The sequence below is a fragment of the Buchnera aphidicola (Pemphigus obesinymphae) genome, from assembly GCF_026122815.1.
Lineage (GTDB): Bacteria > Pseudomonadota > Gammaproteobacteria > Enterobacterales > Enterobacteriaceae > Buchnera_C > Buchnera_C aphidicola_BJ.
In genome coordinates, this window is sequence record NZ_JAIWQW010000096.1 from 1 (window position 1) to 377 (window position 377).

The following is a 377-nucleotide window of genomic DNA, read 5'->3' on the forward strand; positions in this document are numbered from 1 at the left end:
AATGGAGGGAATGTTTGGTTAAAATCTATCAATAATCTTAATACATTAATAGATTTTAAATTTAAAAAAATCTTTTCAGCAGGCAATGGGGAAAATGGTTTTTCTGGTAAATGTACCGGTAAAAAAGGATTTGATATTACTGTTTTTGTCCCAGTAGGAACAAGAATAATTGACATAAAAACTAAAGAAATTATAAGCGATATGATTAAAAATAATCAAATATTACTAATTGCAAAAGGAGGTTGGCATGGATTAGGAAACACCAGATTCAAATCTTCTATTAATCGTACACCAAAAAAAAGAACTCTTGGAACATCAGGAGAAAAAAGAGAAATATTATTAGAATTAATACTATTAGCTGATGTTGGAACTTTAGG

At 28.1% G+C, this 377-nt stretch carries 1 pseudogene; it reads left to right on the top strand.

Going from position 1 to position 377, the window contains the following annotated elements:
* A pseudogene (locus tag LDP10_RS03270) lies at positions 1–377 on the top strand (GTPase ObgE); the annotation flags it as partial.